Origin of the sequence: Coleofasciculus sp. D1-CHI-01 (genome assembly GCF_040218875.1) — a bacterium.
Taxonomy (GTDB): Bacteria; Cyanobacteriota; Cyanobacteriia; order Cyanobacteriales; family Coleofasciculaceae; genus Coleofasciculus.
On the sequence record NZ_JAVJQP010000039.1, the window covers coordinates 1 to 24,758 of the forward strand.

Consider the following 24,758-nt stretch of genomic DNA (forward strand, 5'->3'; position numbering starts at 1 on the left):
GCTTAGTAGCGAGCAAGATGCTTAGTAGCGAGCAAGATGCTTAGTAGCGAGCAAGATGCTTAGTAGCGAGCAAGATGCTTAGTAGCGAGCAAGATGCTTAGTAGCGAGCAAGATGCTTAGTAGCGAGCAAGATGCTCGCACTACATACAAGAATTTCGCCATTATTGACATTAAGGTTTAAATGCCGAACTGCTTAACGTTTCCTGGCGATGAGATGATAGGCTTGCATCCCAGACTACAAACTTATCGAATTTCCCCACGCCAATTCATTTCCTGTTGGGCTGAGTTTCCCGCAAAGGAACGAGTAGCGACTAACTCAATTTCGATCGCGACTCCAGGACGCAGGTATTCGGCTTGTATGGGGAGTTTGCCTATTTCTAGGGTGTAGCGGTTGTTATGGCGAGTGACAAGTTCCGCCGGAATAATTCCTTCATACCGGGTTCTGTAATTATAGAAGCGACGGAAGCGATCGCCTGAATTGGCAGTACGATATTTTAACCAGAATTGGGTGTCTAACAAGTCGGACTTTCCGGCTAAGTCCACCACACTAAAGGTTAACTCTGAACGATTTCCGGCAAAATCTGCCCGGGTAAGCTGGGTGGCTTCCCGTTCCAGTAACGCATTGGTGACGACAAACTTTGTCACATCCCCCTGTTGTGACATTGTGCCATCAAACCAGACTTCTTTGGGCAAAGATACATCGATGCGTTGATCAGATTTGAGACTGAGGGATATCGGTTGATTATAGAAGTCGGTAATCGCCCGGTCTGCATTCCAGACTAACTCAAAAGACCGTTCTAAGCGTCCAACAAACTCCCGATACTGGTTGGCAATAATTGAATTAGGTGCGAGTAAAGCGGTTGCACTACTACGAGTTTGCCATTGATTCACAGAGAGTGCGATCGCGCCGTTTTGCAGTTGGGGTAGAGTAACGGTAGCGGTGGGTTTGTCTGGGGGTAATGCTTCAGTACGATTAATTAATGTCAGCGTCCCCATGCTTCCGTCTTTTCCGTCTTGACCATCTCGACCATCATCACCCTCTTCACCCTCTTCGCACTCAAATCGCTCAGTTTCACAGTCTTCGTCACCATTGTCTGACTTTTCACAGGTTTCTATCTCCCAACTTCGGTCATCACAGTCACAGCCATCACCCCCATAAGCGCCGCGTCCAGAACGTCCCCTACGTCCGCCCAGGGAACGCACATAGATTTGTTTCAAATCCTCTCGATTCGTATAATAAACTGTCAGCGACCCGCCATCCCCACCATCTCCACCATTTCCACCATTTCCACCATCGCCCCCATCTGCGGCTTGCAGGTCATAATCAACCTTTCGCGGCTGTCGGGAACAATCTCCATCTTCACCCCGTTTCCCATCATTCCCATCACCGCCATCTCCTCCCGACAACTCCAGATTAATCGGAGAACCATCCACAAAAATTGTCCGATTTTCCCCATCTCGTCCCCGTCTCCCCGCACGTCCATTTGTACCATCTCGACCATCTTGTCCAAAGTCACGTTCTGGGTGACGACTCCACGCAACTAAGGGACAAAAGAGGGAGTTTGAGGTGGGAGGAAAAACAAAGGAGAATGTCAGGGTTAGTAGAATGAGTGATAGCTTCCCAGAGACATGCATGAGCATTGATAGAATTCTGCAATCTGGAGGAAAAATTCCCCAGTCAAGGGATGACTAGAGTGTAGGGGGATTAGTTCCGGATTGACCCTTCACGACCTTCGAGGAAACCGGATTCGTAGGGGCGGGTTTAGGGACTACTGTTGATTGTTTTCCCTAACTTGGCTGCAAAACCCGCCCTTTTTTAATCGTGCTAATACCTAACACCTGTTCTCTGTTCCCTGTTTCCTAACTAATAACAGGTAACTCAATTTCAAAGGTAGTACCCTCACCCTCGACGGAGTGGAACTGAATTTGACCGCCATGTTTTTCAACCACAATTTTATAGCTAACCGATAAGCCCAATCCTAGAGCTGTTCCCACAGATTTTGTCGTGAAAAACGGGTCAAATAGTTGTTTTTTTTCCTCCTCACTCATCCCACAGCCATTATCAGTAATGCGAATAACCACAAAATCTTGCGCCTTTGGGGGATTTTTGAATGTTGAGTTTTGAGTAGTGAGTGTTGACCTTTCACGACCTTCGAGGGCAGGGTTTTGACCCTTCGCTTCAATCAAGGGTAGGGCTTTGAATTTTAACTCTTCGCTTTGCTCATCTGAAACGGGGTTGGTAGGAACAGGTTGAGGAAATTTTGTTTCGCTATTGATCATAACGTCTGTACAAAACTGGCGCTGACTGAGAGATGAATTAATTTCTCCATTGCTCCCAGATATCCCATCTCCTCCTCTTGCCATTTCCTCATCCCCTTTATCTCCAGATTGCGGCGGAACCTGACGACAACTAATACTGGTATCAATGGTAATGATACCCGGCATCCCTTTCATTTCTATCGCATCAATGGCATTATTCAACAAATGGATAAATACCTGATGCAACTGACTCGCATAACCCATTAAAAAGGGCAATTGACCATAGTTTTTGATTACCTGAATTTCTGGTTTTTTACCTTGAGGTTTAAGCCGATGATATATCAGCAATAATATTGAGTCAATCGCTTCATGGATATCAATCGTCTTTTGATCCAGTTCATCTAATGTTGAGAAGTTTCGCAGCGCTTGCAGTGAAATTGTGACATCCATGAGCCGTTCTGCACCCATTTGAATCGAATTAAACATCTTTTGCCAATCTTGGGCAATAAACTCTAAATCAATCTGCTCCCTAAAATGCTGAATGTCTGAATTTGGATTAGGATACGCTTGCTGATAAAACTCCAGCAATTCCAACATATCTCTAAAATAAGACCGACCTAAAACAATATTCCCACAAATCCAGGTAATCGGATTATTGAATTCCTGAATTAATGCTGTTGCCATGCGCCCTACGCTAGAGAGTTTCTCAGATTGAATCAGTTGAAATTGGGTGGCTTTTAACTCCGCTAATGCCTGTTCTAGATTGAACTTAGCTTTCTCTAACTGGCTCGAACTACTGATATCTTGAAACACCAATACCGCCCCAATCACATTCTCTTGCTTATTATGAATTGGCGTCACACTGCCACCCAGGGGAATTATTTTACTTGGCTGGGAAATTAAGAGACTATGTTTAGGTATGGAAAACGCAAAATTGGTTTCAATTGCTGTTCTTAACGGAAGGTTTACGGGTTGTCTCGTGGTTTGATCAACGATTTGAAAAACCTCAGTTAACTCTCGATCAATTGCCTCAGAAAACTGCCAGCCTGTAAAGGTTTGTGCCACTTCGTTGAGAAAACGGATGCGACATTGAGTATCCGTGACAATCACACCATCCCCCATTTCGCGAAGAATCGTGGTGAGTAGTTGTTCGCGAGAATAGCGATGTAAGGCAATATCAATCGCTACAAATAATTCTCGTTCTTTGATAGGTTTTAAAATGTAACCAAAGGGAGAAGAAAGTTTGACTCGTTCCAATGTACTCAGATCAGAATGTCCGGTGGCATAAATCACCGGAATGGAAAGACGTTCCCAAATAACCTGTGCGGCTTCAACACCATCTATATCCCCCTGGAGGCAAATGTCCATTAACACTAAGTCAGGACGGAATTTTGTTGCCATTTCCACTGCCTTCTCTCCCGATGTCGCGATCGCGCAAACACAATACCCAAAAGCTTCTAACTGTTCTTTCAGGTTTATGGCGATAATTCGCTCATCTTCAACGATGAGGATTTGAATCAGTTTCCGAGAAAATAGTTTTGATAATTTTTTCATCACAAAAATCCTGAAAAGACGATAATCTAGTTATTTCAACTAGCTAGAGAAAATAATTCAACATTAAATCTAGGGACAATTCAGTAGCCTTAATGTACTATTTTGATCCAGTTTTAAACGAGAATCAAAGTAGTGGACAGACATGGGTTTTGGGAAATGGTAATGTAACGGTAAACGTTGTCCCAACCCCCAAGGCGCTCTCAAAGGCTATTGTTCCCCCATGTAAATCAACAGCTTTCTTAACAATCGCTAATCCCATACCTGAACCTCGGATAGTCCCAGCATTGCTGGCGCGGCGGAATGGATTGAATATATGGGGTTGATCCTCTGGCGGAATCCCAATACCATTGTCTTTTACCTCTACTTTTAGCCTATCAGTTTCACAGCTCAATGTCAGATAAACGGGACTTTTTTCGGAAGAATATTTCAAGGCGTTGGTAAGTACATTCCGCACGATCAGTTGCAGTAATTTTTTGTCCAGATAAGCCATTTGACCTTTACCGCAACTGATCCATTTTATTTCTGCTTGTTCGCCAGCAATTAAGCGGTATTCTTCAATAAGCTGTTGACAGAAGAGGTTTAAATCCAAGGGAACCGGATCAAGTATAAGTTGACCGGCTTCAGCTTGCCCAAAGGTTAATACATCTTCCAGCAATCCCACCATATATTTAACCGCCTGTTTAATGCGCTGGCAATTCACCAGGTTATTTCCAGATTGCACCGATGAACCATTGGCTTCGATGAGGAAGGTTGAGGCTTGAATAATCGAGAGCGGTGTGCGATATTCATGGGAAACGGTGTGAATAAATTGCCGTTGAAACTGATTGAGTTGTTGTTCCTTTTCTAACTGTTGGCGCAAGGCGGCTTCGGCTTGCTTGCGATCGCGTATATCTTGGAACACCATTACCACCCCCGCGAGGTTTCCCTGCTTATCCCGAATCGGCGCGGCGCTGTTTGCGATCGGTAGGGGTTGACCCGTCTTGGTTATCAAGACAATATCATCGGTAAGATAGACAATTTTATCCTGTTCTAACGCCAGAGTCACCGGGTTATTAACAGGCTGCTGGCTTTGGACATCAATGAGTTTAAATACATCCGTTAACTCCCGATTTTTGGCGTCTGTAAATTGCCACTCAGTTAGAGTTTCTGCCACCCGATTCATAAACTGAATCCGACAATCTTTGTCTACCAAAACTACTCCATCCCCAATTCCCCGTAGCACCGCACTCAAAAACTGCTCCCGTTCATAGCGCTGCAAGGCAATTTCAATCGCAACGGATAATTGCCGTTCATTCACGGGTTTGAGAATGTAACCAAAGGGTGCGGTTACTTTTGCCCGTTCCAACGTAATTTTATCGGAATGTCCGGTTAAATAAATCACCGGAATTTGTAACTCATCCCAAATCTGTTGTGCCGCACAAATCCCATCCATGTCTCCCTGTAACCAGATATCCATTAGCACTAAATCAGGATGCAGTGCCAAGGCTTTCTTTACAGCTTTTTCTCCAGAGGCGGCAATTCCGACAACGCCGTAACCCAAAGCTTCTAAATTTTCCTTCAGGTTCAGTGCAATAATTCTCTCATCTTCCACAACCAGAATTCGAGCCATTGTTGCTATGTCAGTTTCAGATAAACAAATTTCACTGATCATGATCATGCTCCACCTCCGTCCCCTGGGATTGTAAACTTGGAATAAAAATTGTGAACATTGTCCCGTCGCGATCGCTCATCACCTCCATCTCGCCCTGGAGTCGATGCACTAAGGTTTTCACCATTGTCAATCCTAAACCTGTTCCTCCTTGGTTCCAAAAATAGGAACTCGGAATGCGATAGAATGGCTTAAAAATTTTCTCTTGTTCATCCGGGGGAATTTCTACCCCAGAATTACTCACCTGAATCTCGACAGTACAAAACCTGTTCCCCTGACGTAGAGACGTTGCATGCAACGTCTCTACATTGCCATCTTCCCCAACCCGCACTGTTACCCCAATATTCTCCCCTGCTGGCGTGTATTTAAATGCATTATTTAGTAATTCGGTCAAAATCCGAGTCAAACTCAACTGATCAGAAACCAAGGGGGGTAAATTCGGATCAATATCAATATGCAATCGTTGCTGTTGAAATTGTGCCCAGGCTGCAAACGGTTGCATCAACTCAGGAATCCAATCGGGGAATTGAATCCACGTTAATTGTAAGGGATAAACTTCTGTCTCAATCGCACGGATATCCAGCAAATCGTTAACCAGCTTCAGTTTCTGATTACACTGCTCCTGGACAATCCGCCAATAACGAGCAATCACTATGGAATTAGAACGGACTTGTGAACTTAATAAACTCTGTTGATCTAAAATAGTTTCCAGAATCCGAACTGCCATTTTTATCTTCGCTGGAGACGTGGGCAATTCTAATGACGCTGTACTTAAACTGTCATCGTGGAACAGATCCAAACATTGGAGTTCTGCCAGATCATACTCTAATTGGCGGGCGCGTTCCAGGGCGCGATTCTGTTCCTGGGCTAAACGCTGTTGCGTCGCATCTCGAAACACTAAAACTGCTCCCGCGATCGCACCGTCGTTATTTTTAATCGGAGCAATGCTATCAGCAATAGGGATCGGCTTTCCTTGCTTAGGGATCAACAAAATTTGCTCTTCTAAATAAATAATTGTCTCTTGTTCCAAGACATTGGTGAGGACATCGCCGACAGGTTGCTGGGTTTGCTCATCGACAATATTAAAAACCTCCGTTAATTCCCGATCCCTGGCTTCCGCTAATTGCCAACCGGTTAACGATTCCGCCACCTGATTCAGAAACTGAACCCGACAGTCTTTATCGGTAACAATCACCCCATCTCCAATCCCTCGAAGAATGGCGCTGAGTAATTGTTCTCGTTCATATCGCTGGAGTGCGGTTTCAATCGCTACGTAAAGCGCTTGTTCTTTAACGGGTTTGAGGATATAGCCAAAGGGAGCAGTGATTTTTGCCCGTTCCACCGTACTTTGATCTGAATGTCCGGTGACATAAATTGTGGGAATTTTTAGGCGATCCCAGATTTGCTGCGCCGCTTCAATCCCATCGATAGCCCCTTTTAGCCAAATATCCATCAACACTAAATCGGGACGAAACTCAGTGGCTTTTTCAATTGCTTTTTCTCCCGACGCTGCGATTGCGGGTACGGTATAACCGAGGGATTCTAAGCTCTCTTTTAGATTAATCGCGATAATTCTCTCATCTTCAACGACGAGAATTTTCATTGTTTGTTTTAAGTTAGGCGGTGGTTTAGTATACATAATTGGATGATCCTTGGTTCTATACATTATCGAATTCTGAGTTTATGGTTAAAGGTGATGGTAAATTCTGTTCCCGAATCACAATTTAGGTCTAAGGTTCCATCGATTTGATCGACTAATCCCAAAACTAGCGTCAAACCTAATGAAGTGGTTGTTTCAATATCAAAGGATTTGGGAATTCCTACACCGTTATCCTGGACAAGCAGGGTCAGTGAGTTATTCTCCAAATTTCGTTGAAATTTAATCTTGATTTCTCCCTTCTGATGCTCTGGAAAAGCATATTTTAGGGCATTAGACACCAATTCATTTAAAATTAAGCCACAGGGAATCGCCGTGTCAATAGCGAGAGCAATCTCCTCAACCTGATAGGAAATTCTAACTCGACTGGAACTGATGTTATAAGAATCAAATAAATGAGTGATTAAATCGGGAACATATTGGGCAAAATCAATCTGAGCTAAATTTTCAGACCGATATAACTTTTCATGCACTAGGGCAATGGAAGCAATGCGATTTTGACTGTCTTGCAAGACTAACGCCACGTCTTTATCTTTAGTCCGCCGCGACTGCATTTGCAACAGACTACTGACAATTTGCAAATTATTTTTAACCCGGTGATGAATTTCCTTGAGCAAGACCTCTTTTTCTTGGAGGGAGGCTTTAAGTTGATCTTGAGTTTGCTTTTGCACGGTAATATCTTGTTGAACAGCAACCATGACAGTGCCATAGTCGGGATGCTCAAAACGAGACGTTGTCGCTTGACACCAGAAGGGAGTTCCATCTTTCTTCACGTTATGGATTTGGTAAGTATATTCCCCATTTTTCATAATTTTTTGAGTAATCAGCTGTCGAGCTTGATCGGCGTCAACTTCATCATCTTTATAGTTAACAATCGTCACCGGTTGGTTGTTTAGTTCACCGATTTCATAACCAAACATCTGCTCAAACTTGGGATTAGCATAAACGATCATCCCGTCAGTCGCACGAACCAAACAAATGCCTTCTGCCATGTTTCGAGTAATCACAGCCTGTAGTTTTAGCTCTTTTTCTGTTTGCTTGCGATCTGTGATATCAGTAACCCGAACTAAATTAATAGCTGTATCAGCAATATGAATTCGCTTTACCGCTAAGTTGCCCCAAAACTGTTTTCCTTTTTTAGTAATATATTCAACTTCTTTACTCCAAATACCATATTGATTAATCATTTGATTGATTTTGTCTAATTCTGCGGACGTAAATTTGCATTTTTGTAGAGTATGTCCTTCAATATTAATCAGTTCATCTTCCCTAGCAGCTTCAAACAAATAAACAGCAGGTTGATTACAGTCAATCGTCAGTCCCGTCTCTGGATCAACTAAAAATAGGGCATCAGTGGATTCATTGAAAATCGCTTCTTTGAGTTCTCGACTGCGACTTAGGGCTAACTCCGCTTGTTTGCGATCGCTGATATCCACGAAATACCCAACAACCTCAATAGGTTGACCCGTTTCATCCCGAATTAACTTCCCTTCATCCAAAAGCCAGCGATAGGTTCCATCCTCATGGCGGAAACGGTATTCAAAGGAGTAATTCCCCCGCTTTAACCGTTGGGGTAATTCCTGGAGAATCAAGTTAATATCCTCAGGATGAATATGATTGAGCCAGAAATTAGCCCCGTTCAAAAATTCCTGTGCGACGTAACCCAGAATATTCGCGACATTTTCACTAATATAGGTCAGCTTATAATTTGGATTAGGCTGGGTGCTAAAAATCACAGCAGGGCTGGAGGTGAGGAGATATTGCAGATGTTGCTGATGTTGACGTAATTGATCTTCGGTGGATTTGCGATCGCTAATATCTTGAATCTGAGTGATAAAGTAGAGCGGTTGATTCTGGGAATCACGCACCAAAGAACAACTTAACAGAATCCAGACGATCTGCCCCTGTTTGTGGATATAGCGTTTTTCCATTTGATAGAAGCGAATTTCACCCGCGAGTAACCGTTTTGCCAAGGTGACATCGGCGGCTACATCGTCGGGATGGGTAATCGCCTGAAAGGTGGTAGCGAGTAATTCAGATTCCGAATAACCGATCATCTGACAGAGGCTTTGATTAACTTTCATGAAACGCCCGTCTACATGAACCAATGCCATGCCAATCCTCGCATAGTCAAAGGCATTGCGGAATCGTTCTTCGCTTTCTTGTAGGGCGGCTTGCGCCTGGATAGATGGCTGAGTTTGCCGTTCAATCTCCCTCATGGCTGGAGGGTCAAGTCCCACACCTGGCACAGCGTCTGGGTTGAGCGCCAGCAACTCCACCTCAGCCCGGTGTAAGCGATCGCGCAAATCCTGTATTTCTTTTTGGAGTTTTTCTTTAACTTGATTATTCATATATCTGTCTCCAACTAACATAAATTTTTCATGTTAATTTTGCGTTTAAAATTATTACAATAAAGTTTTACTTCTCTACGGCAGACCTATATTGATATGTTCAATCTAGCATAAATTATAAATTATTAAACCTAAAAATTAACAAAAATTAACTTCATTAACGAACTAATAATAAATAACTCAAAAAAAGCAAAACTTGCTTAACATTAAAATGTAAAATTTTTGTGAATATATCATGGGGCAAAAAGGTACCATCTAGCTATCAATTGAGCAACTTTCCTAGTAGAGACGTTCCGGTGGAACGTCTGGGAACTTGTCATCCCGCCAAAGCGAGAAAGCTACTTTCTTCCGGCAGAGCCGCCGTGTGGAAGCGTTATCCCTTCACCATTATTATGAAAATTGAGGTGAAAAATCCTGTTGAGAAAGTTGGCTCCAATTTCTTTTATTTCAATGGAACGGGTACGGTTCGATACTCAGCGACTCAATCACCCGGAAATAGCTGGTATCGAGTATCAACAAGGAGAACTTTTGGGTTACGAAGTCCGGGAGTATCTATTGACCAAATGGAATCGCCAATGTGCTTACTGTGGAGCTTCTGACGTTCCCTTACAGGTGGAACATATCCACCCCAAATCCAAGGGCGGCAGCAATCGGGTTTCTAACCTATGTTTGGCTTGTCAACCCTGTAACCTCAAAAAGGGAACCCAACCGATTAAACAATTTCTCGCGATGCAATTAACCAGCGACCTGCGGTACAGCGTGGGTTAGCACTTTTGAGTGAAAAACGGGTCAGCAACATGGATAAAAAAGCACGAGAAGCCTTATTTGGTTCCCGTCAATTAGATCAGCGATGATTTGTCATTGGTCATTGGTCATTGGTCATTGGTCATTGGTCCTTTGTCCTTTGTCCTTCGTTATAGAGTTCATCTGTCATGCTGAGTGGAGTCCGGAGCGAAGCGGAGGAACGAAACGAAGCATCTATCCAGATTCTTCGCTTCGCTCAGAATGACACGTTAGAACAGAACTGTTAACGCTCCAGTAATTACGATTGCCGAAGCCAAAAATGAAAAAATTAAATCAGGATTTGGTCAATGTATTGCCGAAATGGTCGCCGCCCAGATATTTAATCAAAGAGCCGGAAATGAAATTGATAAAATTTATGGTGCTGTAACAACAGGGACAGCTTGGCGATTTTTGGTCTTAGAGGAACGTACCGTATTGATTGATCAGTTAGAATACTATATTAAGGAAGTCGATAAGATTTTGGCAATCCTCTTACAACCCATTCAAGCTTATTTGTCAAGAAGCACCGGAGGAAATGAGATATGTTAAAAAATCTGACGATAAAAAATTTTCGCTGTTTCAAACATTTTGAGCTTCAGCAGCTAGGTAGAGTTAACTTGCTTGTTGGCAAAAACAACAGTGGGAAGACGTCAATACTAGAAGCCATTCAACTTCTATGCTCCAAGGGTAATCCTGAACCATTACTTGAAGCTCTGACGAACAGAGGTGAATATTGTTGGAGTGATGATATTAGAAGAGAGCGTGAACTTGATATCTGTCATCTTTTTCACGGTCATGAAATTGAATTAGGCAGTGAATTTTTAATATTGGCTTCAAATGATAATATTGAAAATAAACTGTTCGTATCTATAGTCAAACAATCGATTAATTCCAAGGCAGATTCGGAGATTGAGTCTGATGAATCTACCAGTGTCGTTGAAGAATTTTCAGATAACTTAATAGAACTTGGGTTTAAAATTTTGTGGACTGATGGCAATAAGCCAGAGAATTGGAAACACATTTTGTCATCTAATGGAGGACTATCTGAAGATTATATTCGTCGATGGCGATTTAGAGGTAAGCAATCAAAAAATGCAGCAATAAATCAATATATCACATCATCATCTTTAACAACCAAAAACATGATAGAGCTATTTGATCAAGTAGTTCTAACAGCCGATGAAATGCTTGTCTATAAAGCACTTCAGACGATTGAACCCAAAATTGAGCGCATTGCTTCTATTACATATGAATATGAAAGCCGCAGAACTTCAGAGTCTCGTGGTGGATTTGTCGTGCGTCTTGCTGACAGTGATCAGCGCGTTCCAATTGGAAGTATGGGGGATGGAATATGGCGGATGTTGGGTCTAGCATTATCAACGGTATCTGCTAAAGGTGGAGTATTGCTAGTTGATGAAATTGATACCGGACTTCATTTCACCGCGATGGAGGATATGTGGAAACTTATTTTGGAAACAGCCAAAAAACTCAATGTTCAAGTTTTCGCGACGACTCACAATAGTGATTGTTGGACTAGCTTGGCTAGCATTGCCAGTCAGGAACAAGACACTGAGGATGGAATTACAATTCAACGAATAGAACCGGGGAAAGAAACAGGTGTCGTTTTCACTGAACGTGAGATTGTCATTGCGGCTCAACGAGGGATTGAGGTACGTTAGAAATGGCAAGCAAAGAAATGGCAAGCAAGTATTATCCGAAGAAGCTTATTGTAGAGGGAGATCAGGACAAACGAGTTATACCAGAGCTAATTGAAGCTAATGGAATTCCTTGGATAGACATAGGGGAAAAAGTCCCCTACATCGACTCCTTTGGAAGTGATAAATTTATTGATGCAGATGTAATCTCCACAGAACTGAAAGCGTCAGAATTGACAACATTAGGGTTAATCGTGGATGCGGATGATAATTTATCTGCACGCTGGGACAGTATCAGAAACGCCTGCTTAAAAAGTATGCCTAACTTTCCGGAACAATTGCCAAAAACTGGATTAATCCATAGTACAAATGGAATAAAGTTTGGCGTCTGGATTATGCCCGATAACCAAAAGTGCGGAATGCTAGAGACATTTTTAGCCTACATGATACCCGATGAGAGTGAACCATTTTGGCAATACGCCCAAGACGTTGTAACAGAAGCCAAACATAGAGACGCACCCTTTATAGATGCTCATTTGGATAAAGCGAATATCTACACCTGGTTAGCATGGCAAAATCCACCCGGACGACAATTGCATAACGCTATCATGGAGCGTATTTTGAATCCCCAACATCCCCAAGCTCAACTGTTTATGACTTGGTTTAAGGACTTGTATGACCTATAATTTGACAAGTTTCCAGGACTTACCCCTGATTATCGCCATCTGAGACGTTACTGTCTGAGTCTTTCACTCAACATACTTTTTCACAAGAAAAGATACATCCTCTTGATGGGAATGTCTCAACTCTTGAGCTTTATTTATGGCTGCCTTCATATCATCATAAGGACCTGCCCAGAGGTATGATTTAACTAATTGATCATCACCAGCCAGTGACCCATAAACCGTATAATAAACCCCATAAAGCGTATTTTGATCCGAGTCAATAACTTTTCTAAGCATAAGAGTTCCTCGATTGGACTTTCACACGAAATCGAATCGTATTTGGCTGGATAAGACTGTATGATGCCTAACAGCGTAAAGTCAAATCGAGTGCGGCTGATTCCCCCGATAGACTCATCTGACTGTTTGTAGTCAGCGCTGTCTTCGCTTCTGGCACTAAAGTGCCTACTACAAAACCCGCTTAAGTCAGTGAGATTTAAATTAAAATAAGAATTTCCCCGTTCCATCATGTCCCCAACCATTGCCTTAATTGCCCACGATCGCAAAAAAGACGATATTGCTAACTTTGCCAAACAATACACCCCCATCCTCTCCCGTTACCGCTTAATCGCCACCGGAACCACCGGACAACGCATTCACGACCGGAGTAAGTTAGAGGTTGAGTGTCTATTATCCGGTCCTTTGGGCGGAGATGCCCAAATCGCGGCGGAAGTGGCTACAAGTCAGGTGGTTGCGGTGATTTTTCTCATCGATCCCCTTTACGCTCAACCCCATGAACCGGACATTCAGGCATTGTTACGCATCTGTAATGTTCACAATGTCCCTCTGGCTACTAATCTTGCCACGGCTGAAGCCATTATCGCCAATTTTGCCAAAAATCGCTTTGCTTACCTAATTTTTAACCCTGTTTCGGGTCAAGGCAACGCCGAGAAGGATTTAACGCTGATTCAGCAGCTTTTAAAACCCCAATTGCATCTAGATATTCACCTAACGACGCCCGATCGCTCTTCGGTAGAGTTGGCGCAAGAGGCGATCGCATCGGGTGCCGATCTGATTATCGCCTCCGGTGGAGATGGCACCGTCTCGGCTGTCGCGGGTGCTTTAATTGGTAGCGAGATTCCCTTGGGGATTATCGCCAGAGGAACCGCTAATGCGTTTGCAGTGGCGTTAGGGATTCCCACAAATCTTCGCGCCGCCTGTGAACTGATTTTATCAGGCATTACTCGGGTGATTGATGCCGCACGGTGCAATCAGCATCCGATGATTTTGCTCACAGGGATTGGCTTTGAAGCCGAAACCGTAGAACGAGCGGATCGAGAGACGAAAAAACGCTTAGGTGTCTTAGCGTATATTTTGGCAGGGATGCAGCAACTCAACGAACATAGTGTGTTTGAGACAGAATTAGAGATTGCCGGGATTACCAGTCAATGTCAAGCCGCCGCCATCACCATCGCCAACGCAGCACCACCAACCTCTTTGATGGCACAGGGAATGGGACAAGTGATTGCCAATGATGGGTTATTGGAAGTCACGATTAACACCCAAAACACCAAAATCGAAGCCATGGATGCGATCGTGGATTTACTCGGTGCTGCATTAATGCGGAGAGCCGCCCGTCGAGAGGATACAATTTGTTTACGGACGGGACAAATTAAGGTAAGTACCAATCCTCCCCAAAAAGTGGTTGTTGATGGGGAAATTATTGGCACCACTCCAGTCACGATTGAATGTATTCCCCAGGGATTAACCGTGATTGCTCCCCTGGAGGTGTCAAAACCTGCGGATGAACAACCACCTGTCACTGAACCAGAGTGAATACTAGGAGTTACAGATGAGTAATCAGCATGATCTCGATCAACGCAAGCTTTTATCCGCGCTATGCCATGGCTCAATCTTTTTGAGTTCAGTTGTTATTTCTGTGGCGATCCCCATTGTAATTTTGTTCGTGACGGATGATCCGATTGTCAAGGCAAATGCCAAAGAAGCCCTCAATTTTCACATTAACCTTTATATCTATGCTTTTGTTTCGATCCTGCTAATCGCTGTCATCATTGGCTTCTTCTTACTGGCTATTTTAGGCATCGTTAGTCTGATCATGCCGATTATTGCTCTGATTAAGGTTCTGGATGATCCCAACCAACCCTACCGCTATCCGTTTATTTTCCGCTTGGTGTAGGTGATGACGATTGGGAAAGCTCTTTGGCATCCTCCACCCTCTACTTTAGTCCTCTCCGCTCAAGAGATTCATGTCTGGCGGGCGGATCTAAATCAACCGATCGCACAGATCGAGAGATTAGCACAACTCCTTTCCCCGGATGAACAGCAACGGGCAAAGCGATTCTACTTTGAGCGCGATCGCAACCATTTTATTGCAGGTCGGGGAATTTTACGGACAATCTTAGGTCGCTATTTAAACCAACCGCCCGATCAAATCCAGTTTGACTATAGTCCCCGTGGCAAACCCACTCTGGCAACCAGCAACCCTAATCAAACACTGGGCTTTAATCTGTCTCATTCTCATGGATTAGCCTTGTATGCTCTATCCTCAACCCTGAAACTAGGGATCGATCTCGAATATCGGCGTCCGATGCCTGATGCAGAGAAACTCGCACAACGTTTCTTTACGCCAAGAGAATATGCAGCAATTCAGACTCTGGCTGGGGATCAACAACAACTCGCATTTTTCAACGGTTGGACACGCAAAGAAGCCTATTTAAAAGCAACCGGTGATGGGTTAGCCAAGTTGTCAGAGATTGAGGTATCTCTGATGCCAGGAGAAGCGGCTAAACTGTTGAGTATTGCGGGAGACTCTAACGCGGCGTCTCATTGGTCACTTTTTCCCCTGATCCCAGCATCGGATTATGTGGCGGCTGTTGCGGTATTAGGGCAGAATTGGCAGATCAAATGCCTTGAGGTAGAGACGCGCCATGGCGCGTCTCTACTTTGACTTTCAGGTTGTTACATAAGACATAAGACATAAGACGAATGACGAATGACATAAGACATAAGACTTACACTATTTCAACGCGATCGCAGATTGTTTGACCAAACAGTGAATCTTGCTCAACTTCTGGCGGGTGAGGAGGAGCCACCAGAATTACAGCATTATGCTGAGAGACGATCACCTCTGGATCAAAAATAAATTCACTATAGTCAGCCAAATCATCTAATCCCAACACATTTAAGACGATCTCAGATAAAACCCAAGTCGTCACTTTGAAACATGCCTTTTTCCACTGCTTATGCCTATTCATCGGTTTTAGGCTCCTGCGATCGGTGGTTGAGGTTTTGCCTTCTGGCTCGAAGATTGGTGTTTCGAGCAGTACCATCACTGTTAGCGGCTCAATCCCTACTGGTACATTCAGTGCGATTACCTTGATTTCAGCAATCTTTACAAAAACTTGTCCAGAACTTACGCATTTCTTTATCTTGACTGTGTTGAAGGCTACACATCTTGACTACACCCTGTTTCCTGCGTTAGTTCCTTGTTGATGCCAAGCCCTAAATACTCACAACTTGGCTTTCATTCAATACCCTAACTAAAGTTATGTAAAGCATCACACCTTCAACCTGGCGCTTTAAGTAAAGTTTTGATGAAATTTAGCGTGGGGAGATAAAAATCAGCAATACCCTGCTAGTCGTCAGGGTTTCCAGGGAGATGGGGTGAGGGGGTGAGGGGGTGAGAGGGTGAGAGGGTGAGGGGGGGTTCATACCAAACCTGGCGATAAATAAGTTCTAATTCACTTCCCACCTCTGCAAAGTAATCCATTTGCTGGGAGTGTAACGTGACGATAGTTCGGAGAATTAAAAGCGCAATAATTGCCACAATCATACCCGCTGCTGTAGTAATTAGCGCTTCACCAATACCTCCAGCTACTTTTGTCGCCTCAACGGTTGTCCCACCTCCACCAATTTTTAGGTTATTGAATGTACTAATTAAACCCGTAACCGTTCCCAATAGACCCAATAGAGGCGCAACCGCTACAATAGTTTCCAGGAGTTTTTCACCTTTTCGCATTTTGATCAATTCTTTATCACCGGCAGCTTCCATGGCTAAACGAAAGGTTTCTGGTGTTGGCTGTTTCAGCTTGAGGGGTGCATAGAGAAAGCGACCAATGGGCAACTTTTGAGCCGATTCAGCGATGTCTTTAGCCTGTTCTAAATTCGACTGTGCTGCCTCTAGCACATCGTTAACCAGGGTCGCTTCTTGGCTTAATAATCTAAACCAAAACCAAGCACGGTCTAGCCCACATGATATCGTTAGTATAGATAATCCCAGCAGGGGCAGCATGACGAAACCGCCTTGGATTAATAAATCATAGACTCTTGTCATTTTAAATCTCAGACTAATTCCGCACAATGAACCCTGGTAACTTTTATCTTATAACGGTACAGACCTATTGTCCAACAGGTAAGGAATTAGATTCCCGACGGACTCGGGTAGTAGATTTATCTTCAGTTTAAGTCTTTCGCGATCGAGCCTGGAGTTGATTTAATGTGCTTTTGAGTTTATTTCACTGTCAAATTACAAATTGTAACTTTATGTTCTTTTCCTGTTTTTTTTAGATTCAATGAATGACAGCTCTTTAAAAAAGTTACGAATTTAGCGCTGATGTTTAAACCTTTAAGTACCTGAGTAATTCCTTGCTTATGCTGTTTGCAGAATTCACTGCCTACATTAGAAATAGGAACATAGGTTTGACCTGAAGCCGCCATGAGTCTTTTGACAATTCTAGCTAACTCTTGTTCTAACTCAACTTTTGATTCAATCGTTGTATGTAAAGAACTATCTAAATCTGTAGATTCAGGCAAGGCACTCGGATTAGGAGCGATAACTGAAGTATTCATTTCAAACAAGGTTACATATAACCCTGACGGTTCCGGTAAATCATGTAACACAAACTCCTTCGGATAATCGCGAAAAAAATCTTGAACGGTTTTGCCAGGACAGTAAAATGAAACTAAGTGACTGATCCGGGTCTGGTGATGGCTGCAAAATAAAGTGGAAACCTGAGACAGTTTCACCCAAAGATTCCCGGTGCGAGTTTGTTCAAGTCTAATAATTGCTTTGATTTGATTAATAAATTCTTCTAGACCAGGGATTTCCGGGGGCGGATTCAGGGAATGCCGTTTAGTTTGGTTGGTGTCACTATTTAAAACGGTGATAGTATCCCCTTGTTTGCGAACTAAATAGACGGTAAATCCATGGGTTTGCAGCGTATTATAAAGATGAGTCATCCCGCCATCTGAGGAGCAAACCAATATTTCCCTTGCATTGGGATAATGGATGAAAATTGATGCTCCCACCGTTGCCATTTTCATATCGGCACTATCTTTACCCGGTGGGACGTGAATCAATTCATATCCACGACTGTGGAATTCTGCGTCTTTTTTGCCAAGGCTGCGCCAATTGGCAAAGGCAACTTTAATTTGAATCGGATAGGTACAGAGTTTCCCTAGGAATTTTTCCGTTTTGATATCCAGTTTTAGGTTTTCGGCGTCGAGTAAAAGAATGGCAATACCGGGGGAAGGATTAGTCACTGAAGCCGGAGATGAGACAGATTCAGAACTATCTGAACTGACCAATTCCGGCGACGAGGATGGGGACGTTTGGGGAATTAAGGATTGTAGAGTTTGAGTCAATTCAGCAAAACTGGGTTGGGTAAAATAGCTGGGAAGGAGTAAGATTTCCAAGAAACGCCGTAGGTTTATCAGTTTGGCTTCCTTGTCCTCAGCTTGAGTCAGTCTAGCTTTTAGCTTCGTGATCAAGACAGACTGATTGTGGGAGGTGTGCCAAGGAGTCGTCCTATACTTTTGTTTGAGGAGTTCCGGATGCTGCTGTTGGATATCCAGGACGATTTGGTAAACGCGATCGCAAATTTGATCAATAGTCACTGTATCAGTTGCCAATGGCACGCTGGACGGATCGGACATATCACAAAGTAGTACAGAGAATGGCGTATGCATCCATAATAAAAGAAAGAAAAAGCTTTACACATCTTAACTATGGCGAGAGATCTGCGGACATTCATCCAGCTTTTAGAGGAACGGGGACAGTTGCGTCGGATTACGGCGTTGGTTGACCCGGATTTAGAAATTGCCGAGATATCCAATCGGATGCTACAAGCAGGCGGACCTGGACTATTATTTGAGAATGTCAAGGGTTCATCATTTCCCGTCGCCATCAACTTGATGGGAACCGAGGAACGGGTGTGTTGGGCGATGAATATGGAACATCCCCAAGAGTTGGAAACATTGGGGAAAAAGCTGGGAATGCTGCAACAGCCGAAACCACCGAAGAAAATTTCCCAGGCGGTGGAGTTTGGCAAGATTTTATTTGATGTCGTCAAAGCCAAACCGGGACGCGATTTTTTTCCCGCCTGTCAGCAAGTGGTGGTGGAAGGAGACGCCCTAGATTTAAATCAACTGCCCTTAATTCGTCCTTATCCAGGGGATGCGGGCAAAATTATTACCTTGGGGTTGGTGATTACCAAAGACTGTGAAACGGGTACTCCTAATGTGGGTGTGTACCGTCTGCAACTGCAATCCCGGACTACCATGAGTGTTCATTGGTTATCGGTACGGGGTGGGGCGAGACACTTACGCAAAGCGGCGCAAAATGGCAAGAAACTAGAAATTGCGATCGCACTTGGGGTTGACCCCTTAATTATTATGGCAGCCGCTACGCCGATTCCCGTAGACCTTTCCGAATGGCTGTTTGCGGGACTTTACGGTGGTTCTGGGGTGCAACTGGCAAAGTGCAAGACGTTAGATTTACAAGTCCCGGCTGACTCCGAGTTTGTCTTAGAAGGGACAATCACACCAGGGGAGGTATTACCTGATGGACCCTTTGGTGATCACATGGGGTATTACGGCGGCGTCGAAGATTCCCCAGTGATTCACTTCCACTGCATGACCCATCGCCAAAACCCCATCTATCTTACCACCTTCAGTGGGCGTCCCCCCAAGGAAGAAGCAATGATGGCGATCGCACTCAATCGGATTTATACGCCAATTTTACGCCAACAGGTCTCCGAGATTGTGGACTTCTTCCTCCCCATGGAAGCCCTCAGTTACAAAGCTGCGATTATTTCCATTGATAAAGCCTATCCTGGACAAGCGAGACGGGCGGCTTTAGCGTTTTGGAGTGCGTTACCCCAATTTACCTACACCAAGTTTGTAATTGTTGTGGATAAAGATATTAATATCCGTGATCCGCGTCAAGTGGTGTGGGCAATTAGTTCCAAAGTAGACCCGACGCGAGATGTCTTTATTCTGCCCAATACGCCCTTTGATAGCTTAGATTTTGCCAGTGAAAAGATTGGTTTAGGCGGACGCATGGGGATTGATGCAACAACTAAAATTCCTCCCGAAACTGAACACGAATGGGGCGAACCATTGGAATCCGATGCTGATGTTGCGGCTATGGTGGATCGGCGCTGGGTCGAGTATGGCTTAGAGGATTTGGAATTAGGAGAGGTTAATCCGAATCTGTTTGGCTATGATATGCGGTGAACAGATTTATAAGTGATTAGGAGATAACCCTTGACCGAACCAAAAAAAACAATTAAACCCTCTACCCAAGACCTGGAAAATGAAGTACAAGCAATGCAGGAACGCGGCGTTACGAATGCGGAGGTTCTTCAAGCCATGGCAGTTATTGCTGATAAACAAGGTGATTCGACCTTAGCCAGAAAACTCGCCAATACAGCCGAGGAGTTAGTCAAAGAAAGCCAAATTTAAATCAAAACCATGTCCTCTTTCCGAAGTGAAGGGTCACGCGCCATGTCTTAGAGCAAAGCGAAGGATTAATCGGGGCGGGTTTTGTTGCATCTGGGTCAAAAAGAGACGATAGTAGTGAAACCCGCCCCTACACCCCTCAAAACTTACCAGTAATACACAACCGACGCTACCGAACCCGGCTTGAATGAAGATGATATGGCTTGGCTAAATACCTTACGTTAAGTCGTCAGACACCATTAAAGTTGAGCATAAGGAGAAGGGAACAGGAAACGGAAAATAGTCAAAATTTGACATCTTTTAATATTTTTTAGTACAACGAACATCATTGTTCCCCACTCCAATCCCAGAAATAGTAGAGCGCGTCAATTCAGTGCCGAGGCAATCCGCCTTGGCATTTTTCTGCAACATTATATGACATAAAACACTTATTTATTGGAATTGTATCGTTCATCTTTGGTTCATCAGATTTTGGAACTAAAGATGAGCCACAAAAACGATAATTATCTTGCCCGTCTGGAACAAATCCGGTGGGGTAAGTATCCCCAATGCCCCTATTGCCAATCAACTCACTCTCGACGCTTAAAAAAGGAACGCCGATATCAATGTAACGAATGCTTTACTTCATATAGCGTTACAGTTGGGACTCTGTTTCACAAAACTCATGTTGACTTAGAAAAATGGGTTTTGGCAATTTATCTGGTTCTCAATCCTCTGGAACGAATCAGTGTGCGTCAGTTAGCCAAGAAGATTGGAGTCAACAAGAATACCGCCTCCTATATGATTGCCCGGATTCGTCAGGCAATGACAAAAGAGGCGGACTTGCTACAGCGACTTGTTGAACTAGATTTTGATTGAATAATAAGTCCAGTGAGTTTTTTCTCCTATCTATTGTTACATTAACCCCCTAAACCAAAGCCATTGGAGTTCCCTCCCCTGACCAAGGGGAGGGTTAGGGTGGGGTCTGTCTAAAGGTATTGGAGATTGTCAACTTAATCGGTTAACTCTTTTTGGGAATGTCTAAGGAAGAAAGGTATTTAGACAGCGATTCTCCCAATTGTTCTTCGGGTGTCTTTTTTTTCTCTGGTTTTTTAGCCGTAAATCCACCAAAGAACCAAACCCAAAGCGAAGCATAGAGGAATAGTATGAAAAATGGTGACAACATAATCGTTAACGGTAGATAACCCTAATCAAACTAATCCCAGAGATAGGTAAGACTGAGGATACAGTCTTTCACTCCCTCTGCGACTACTGACGGTTAGGAAACTTTCCTTACATCCAAGTGTAGGACTGTGTGCCGAAAAAGTCTCGACCGCTAACTGGGACACTCGGAGTAGAGACGTAGCGTGCTACGTCTCTACAGGGTTTGGGGTGGATGTCAATCCAATTCTATCCGTTATATGGCATGACTAGAGAGCAAGGTTCTCCCGATTATATTGTGTGATTTTTTTTGGATATGATGGCTAACAATTTGCTGGATTTTATGATGCAAATGTTTTTCGGTATTTTTAAGGCTTGCCAAAAAGGTTAGTAATCGTTGCTTATCTAATAGCGGTAAGTCCCTGAGCAATTCTTCAGCTTCCTCTAACATTCGCTCTTGTGCCTCTGGCATTAAGTTTATCCAGTTGGAATACAATAGGTTGCGTTCGACAATCGCCAGCTTCCATTGATATTCGGGCATGATGCTTGTCCCACTTAATCATTTGCTATCTGTTGATCATCCTAAGTGAAAGATTGTGAAGGAATGGCAAAGACGGCTCTTTCGCTTGTAAAAAGATTGTAAATTTAGCACTAGGAAAGGGCGGGTTTTGGACAACTGTTATCGGTTATGTGCCGATAGGTTAGTTCCTAAACCCGCCCCTACAGATTGTCTTATCGCATCGCATCCCCTACTTATTTTCCGCCAACGCCTTGGTGCGAGCTTGAAATCCCGCCGACTTCAGCCTGTCAACCATACCTTGATAATCTTGTACCCAGTATTTAGGATCAAAGCGCACAAATTGGCTCTGATTTAACGCCCCAACCCTAGCGATAACTGGCACTTTCTGCGGTTTCCTCTCCCCAGATTGTTCTTGCAAAATCGATTGGAGACGCTTCAGGGTGGCTGTGTCCACGCGCTGGGGGGTCAGTTCCACGATAATCATTTGTGCCGTTTCAATCGGTTCGACATCTTCGATAATCATCTGAATTTTCTCATCTCGTTCATCCGCCTTACCCCAAACAATTAGACGGGCATCTTTTTCAATGAAGGAACTAATCCGCTCAAAGGTTTTCGGAAAAATAACGCCATCGGCTTGACTGGTGAGATCTTCCATTTGCACAAATGCCATGCGATCGCCGTTTGTTTTGGTATTGTGAAATTTGACCTCAGTCAGCATAACGATAGCACTCAGGATGGTGCGTTTATTTTGATCGGCTAACTCATTTAGGTTAATTGGAGTCAGCACCTGATTGGCGAATAGACGCACGGATTTGAGGGGGTGATCGGAGACATAGAAGCCGAGCAATTCTTTTTCTTGCTGGAGTTTTTCTTGCGCCGAGAAATCCTCAACCTTGGGGGTTGTCGGAGCAGCTTTCCAGGCATCATTCGCCTCACTGTTGTTATTATCCGTGTTTCCTAAGACATCAAAAATATTGATTTGACCACTCTCTCGATCCTTCGCCCGATCTTGCGCCCAACTAATCAGCACCTCTAAATCGTGAATCAGTTGTTTGCGATTCTTCTCTAGGCGATCAAACGCCCCAGAGTAAATTAGGGGTTCCAAGGCGCGACGATTCACCACCCGCAAATCCACGCGATCGCAAAAATCGGCTAACGACTGAAAATCCCCTCCCGCTTCCCGTTTCTGGAGGATAATCTCAATCGCCCCCTCGCCCAAATTCCGGATGGCTGAGAATCCGAATAAGATTTTGCCAGAGACTGGGGTAAAATCAACCTGCGATCGGTTAATATCCGGCTGCAAGACATCGATGCCCATGGTGGTACAGGTGGCGATGTACTTCTGCACCTTATCCTGATTCCCACTACTAGCGGTTAGCAGCGCTGTCATGTACTCCACCGGATAATTGGCTTTCAGAAACGCTGTCTGATAGGTAACATAGGCATACGCTGTCGAGTGGGACTTGTTAAAGCAATTGGACGCCACCGAGCCATTGAAGAGCAGAAAATTATGGTCGCGCTCGACGCCAATGTCATAGACTGGTTGAGTACCCAAGGGTTTACGACCGATAATTTTAACCACGTTTAGAACTCCTTAAATCGTTTCCAAATTGCGCTGACATGCTAAGAGCCGGAATTGTGGGATTGCCCAACGTAGGCAAATCAACCTTATTTAACGCCCTCGTCGCCAATGCGAAAGCAGATGCGGCGAATTTCCCCTTCTGCACGATTGAGCCGAATGTCGGGGTTGTCGCTGTACCCGATGAACGGTTGTCTGTACTGGGGAAGATTTCCACCTCTGTCGCAATTGTGCCAACTCGGATTGAGTTTGTCGATATTGCTGGATTGGTGAAGGGGGCGAGTAAAGGGGAGGGGCTTGGTAACCAATTTTTAGCCAATATCCGGGAAGTGGATGCCATTGTCCATGTAGTGCGCTGTTTTGATGATGAGAATATTATCCATGTTTCCGGTTCCGTTGATCCAGTACGCGACATTGACGTGATTAATCTGGAACTGGCGTTAGCGGATTTAGCCCAAGTGGAACGCCGCATGGAACGCACCCGCAAGCAGGCGAAAACCAGTAAAGAGGCGCAGTTGGAACTGGAAGCCTTGGAGAAGTTGAGCGCGGGATTGAATGAAGGTAAATCGGCGCGAAATATTAGTTTAACCGAAGACGAAGCCGAGGCGGTGAAGCCGTTAGGATTGTTGAGTGCGAAACCGATTATTTATGCGGCGAATGTGTCAGAAGATGATTTAGCTTCTGGGAATGAATGGGTGGAACAAGTGCGCCAAGTGGCAACGTCTGAAGCGGCAGAAGTTGTGGTGGTTTCAGCCCAAGTTGAGTCAGAATTAATTGAGTTACCCGAAGATGAACGGGGCGATTTTTTGGAGTCGTTAGGGGTGGAAGAAGGGGGATTAAAATCCTTAATTCGGGCTACATACAACTTGTTAGGATTACGCACCTTTTTAACCACCGGACCCAAAGAAACCCGGGCTTGGACGATTACAGCCGGAATGAAAGCCCCCCAAGCAGCAGGTACAATTCATACTGATTTTGAGCGGGGATTTATTCGGGCGGAAACGGTTGGTTATGATGATTTAGTAACGTCTGGCTCAATGAATGCGGCGAAGGACAAAGGATTAGTGCGGGCGGAAGGGAAAGAGTATGTGGTGCAAGAAGGCGATGTAATGCTATTCCGGTTTAATGTTTGATCCAGCCCGGGCATAAATAATCGCTGATTCAATTTGAATGCTTGGCTAACACACGA

Annotated in this window: 21 protein-coding genes and 2 pseudogenes; 12 read left to right on the top strand and 11 right to left on the bottom strand. The window is 44.2% G+C overall.

Annotated features, from left to right (window positions below; all coding sequences use genetic code 11):
- Window positions 1–243: 243 nt before the first annotated feature.
- From RIB93_RS07445 to RIB93_RS07465, 5 genes are all read right to left on the bottom strand, one after another.
- Entirely contained in the window at window positions 244–1,641 is a 1,398-nt protein-coding gene (locus RIB93_RS07445) for a collagen-like protein (protein WP_446371783.1), read from the bottom strand.
- 219 nt (window positions 1,642–1,860) lie between these two features.
- A complete protein-coding gene (locus RIB93_RS07450) occupies window positions 1,861–3,813 on the bottom strand; it encodes an ATP-binding protein (RefSeq protein ID WP_446371785.1) in 1,953 nt (650 codons plus the stop codon).
- A 124-nt stretch (window positions 3,814–3,937) separates the two neighbouring features.
- Window positions 3,938–5,422, bottom strand: coding sequence for an ATP-binding protein (locus tag RIB93_RS07455; protein WP_446371787.1), 1,485 nt, complete (start codon window positions 5,420–5,422; stop codon window positions 3,938–3,940).
- A 31-nt stretch (window positions 5,423–5,453) separates the two neighbouring features.
- On the bottom strand, window positions 5,454–7,100 hold the full coding sequence (locus RIB93_RS07460) for an ATP-binding protein (RefSeq protein WP_446371789.1): 1,647 nt from the start codon (window positions 7,098–7,100) through the stop codon (window positions 5,454–5,456).
- A gap of 26 nt (window positions 7,101–7,126) precedes the next feature.
- Window positions 7,127–9,469, bottom strand: coding sequence for a PAS domain S-box protein (locus RIB93_RS07465; RefSeq protein WP_446371791.1), 2,343 nt, complete (start codon window positions 9,467–9,469; stop codon window positions 7,127–7,129).
- A 296-nt stretch (window positions 9,470–9,765) separates the two neighbouring features.
- On the opposite strand from RIB93_RS07465, the pseudogene RIB93_RS07470 reads away from it, so the two are divergent.
- The 5 genes and pseudogenes from RIB93_RS07470 to RIB93_RS07490 form a co-directional block, all read left to right on the top strand.
- Window positions 9,766–9,874: pseudogene (locus tag RIB93_RS07470) on the top strand (RRXRR domain-containing protein); the annotation flags it as partial.
- A 12-nt stretch (window positions 9,875–9,886) separates the two neighbouring features.
- A pseudogene (locus RIB93_RS07475) lies at window positions 9,887–10,198 on the top strand (HNH endonuclease); the annotation flags it as partial.
- Window positions 10,199–10,573: 375 nt separating this feature from the next.
- Complete coding sequence (locus RIB93_RS07480) at window positions 10,574–10,801, top strand: hypothetical protein (RefSeq protein WP_446371793.1); 228 nt, start codon at window positions 10,574–10,576, stop codon at window positions 10,799–10,801.
- Entirely contained in the window at window positions 10,795–11,931 is a 1,137-nt protein-coding gene (locus RIB93_RS07485) for an AAA family ATPase (protein ID WP_446371795.1), read from the top strand. The genes RIB93_RS07480 and RIB93_RS07485 overlap by 7 nt, the downstream gene beginning before the upstream one ends.
- Before the next feature lie 17 nt (window positions 11,932–11,948).
- Window positions 11,949–12,593 (top strand): DUF3226 domain-containing protein, encoded by a 645-nt coding sequence (locus RIB93_RS07490; RefSeq protein ID WP_446371883.1) that lies wholly within the window; start codon window positions 11,949–11,951, stop codon window positions 12,591–12,593.
- A gap of 185 nt (window positions 12,594–12,778) precedes the next feature.
- Here the strand turns inward: RIB93_RS07490 and RIB93_RS07495 are convergent, their stop codons facing one another.
- Window positions 12,779–13,111, bottom strand: coding sequence for a hypothetical protein (locus RIB93_RS07495; RefSeq protein ID WP_446371797.1), 333 nt, complete (start codon window positions 13,109–13,111; stop codon window positions 12,779–12,781).
- On the opposite strand from RIB93_RS07495, the gene mgsA reads away from it, so the two are divergent.
- The 3 genes from mgsA to RIB93_RS07510 are packed head-to-tail and all read left to right on the top strand — an operon-like array spanning window position 13,098 to window position 15,537.
- Window positions 13,098–14,405 (top strand): methylglyoxal synthase, encoded by a 1,308-nt coding sequence (gene mgsA / locus RIB93_RS07500; RefSeq protein WP_446371799.1) that lies wholly within the window; start codon window positions 13,098–13,100, stop codon window positions 14,403–14,405. The two genes, RIB93_RS07495 and mgsA, sit on opposite strands and share 14 nt — an antisense overlap.
- Window positions 14,406–14,421: 16 nt before the next feature.
- Window positions 14,422–14,766, top strand: a complete 345-nt coding sequence (locus RIB93_RS07505) for a DUF4870 domain-containing protein (protein ID WP_446371801.1) — start codon at window positions 14,422–14,424, stop codon at window positions 14,764–14,766.
- Between the two features lie 3 nt (window positions 14,767–14,769).
- The gene (locus tag RIB93_RS07510) at window positions 14,770–15,537 is read left to right on the top strand and encodes a 4'-phosphopantetheinyl transferase superfamily protein (protein ID WP_446371803.1); all 768 of its coding nucleotides are present in this window, start codon (window positions 14,770–14,772) and stop codon (window positions 15,535–15,537) included.
- Between the two features lie 64 nt (window positions 15,538–15,601).
- Here the strand turns inward: RIB93_RS07510 and RIB93_RS07515 are convergent, their stop codons facing one another.
- The 3 genes from RIB93_RS07515 to RIB93_RS07525 all read right to left on the bottom strand — a co-directional run bounded on the left by RIB93_RS07515 (window position 15,602) and on the right by RIB93_RS07525 (window position 18,524).
- On the bottom strand, window positions 15,602–15,919 hold the full coding sequence (locus tag RIB93_RS07515; protein WP_446371805.1) for a hypothetical protein: 318 nt from the start codon (window positions 15,917–15,919) through the stop codon (window positions 15,602–15,604).
- Window positions 15,920–16,224: 305 nt separating this feature from the next.
- Window positions 16,225–16,923: a MotA/TolQ/ExbB proton channel family protein gene (locus tag RIB93_RS07520; protein ID WP_446371807.1), complete on the bottom strand. Its 699-nt coding sequence runs from the start codon at window positions 16,921–16,923 to the stop codon at window positions 16,225–16,227.
- Window positions 16,924–17,099: 176 nt separating this feature from the next.
- Window positions 17,100–18,524 carry an NYN domain-containing protein gene (locus RIB93_RS07525; protein WP_446371809.1) on the bottom strand — a complete coding sequence of 475 codons (1,425 nt, stop codon included), beginning with the start codon at window positions 18,522–18,524 and terminating at the stop codon, window positions 17,100–17,102.
- A gap of 72 nt (window positions 18,525–18,596) precedes the next feature.
- Between RIB93_RS07525 and RIB93_RS07530 the strand changes: the two genes are divergently transcribed.
- The 3 genes from RIB93_RS07530 (at window position 18,597) to RIB93_RS07540 (ending at window position 21,188) form a co-directional block, all read left to right on the top strand.
- Window positions 18,597–20,105, top strand: coding sequence for a UbiD family decarboxylase (locus RIB93_RS07530; RefSeq protein ID WP_446371811.1), 1,509 nt, complete (start codon window positions 18,597–18,599; stop codon window positions 20,103–20,105).
- A 30-nt stretch (window positions 20,106–20,135) separates the two neighbouring features.
- Window positions 20,136–20,333, top strand: coding sequence for a hypothetical protein (locus tag RIB93_RS07535; RefSeq protein WP_446371813.1), 198 nt, complete (start codon window positions 20,136–20,138; stop codon window positions 20,331–20,333).
- 480 nt (window positions 20,334–20,813) lie between these two features.
- Complete coding sequence (locus tag RIB93_RS07540) at window positions 20,814–21,188, top strand: transposase (RefSeq protein ID WP_446371815.1); 375 nt, start codon at window positions 20,814–20,816, stop codon at window positions 21,186–21,188.
- A gap of 538 nt (window positions 21,189–21,726) precedes the next feature.
- On the opposite strand, the gene RIB93_RS07545 is transcribed toward RIB93_RS07540, so the two are convergent.
- A complete protein-coding gene (locus RIB93_RS07545) occupies window positions 21,727–22,011 on the bottom strand; it encodes a hypothetical protein (RefSeq protein WP_446371817.1) in 285 nt (94 codons plus the stop codon).
- A gap of 208 nt (window positions 22,012–22,219) precedes the next feature.
- Window positions 22,220–23,572, bottom strand: a complete 1,353-nt coding sequence (locus RIB93_RS07550; RefSeq protein WP_446371819.1) for a helix-hairpin-helix domain-containing protein — start codon at window positions 23,570–23,572, stop codon at window positions 22,220–22,222.
- 38 nt (window positions 23,573–23,610) lie between these two features.
- On the opposite strand from RIB93_RS07550, the gene ychF reads away from it, so the two are divergent.
- Window positions 23,611–24,702, top strand: a complete 1,092-nt coding sequence (gene ychF, locus RIB93_RS07555) for a redox-regulated ATPase YchF (protein WP_446371821.1) — start codon at window positions 23,611–23,613, stop codon at window positions 24,700–24,702.
- The last annotated feature ends 56 nt before the right edge of the window (window positions 24,703–24,758 follow it).